The following is a 308-nucleotide window of genomic DNA, read 5'->3' as shown; positions in this document are numbered from 1 at the left end:
TGTGTAATATTTTCTTAAACAAGATACTACACACCCAATCAGATCATTTATTTGCCTTACAAGTAAATTGCGACTCCATGAATCCTGAAATTAAAGCGGGCAGCATTGTGCTTGTAAATCAAAATGAAAATAGCCCCACAGGTGATGGTATTTTTGCAGTACGATTAGGCAATTTAGTGCAATTAAAAATTTTACAACCTTTACCTAATAGCTGGCTACATCTGACAACGATTAATAAAAAATACGATCCAATAGAAATTAATCCTGATGAAACACAGGAATTTGAAATCCTGGGTCGAGTTATTTGG

General features: G+C 34.1%; 1 protein-coding gene. It reads left to right on the top strand.

The features are described 5' to 3' along the window. Positions 1-8: 8 nt before the first annotated feature. Positions 9-308: helix-turn-helix transcriptional regulator (locus tag ACG2E4_RS18615; RefSeq protein WP_395277530.1), on the top strand; the 300-nt coding region annotated here is incomplete at its 3' end.

Source organism: Halalkalibaculum sp. DA384 (assembly GCF_043951955.1).
Taxonomy (GTDB): Bacteria; Bacteroidota; Rhodothermia; order Balneolales; family Balneolaceae; genus JAMQKA01.
The sequence above is the reverse complement of the archived record's forward strand: the minus strand, read 5'-3'. Positions and strand labels throughout refer to the sequence as shown.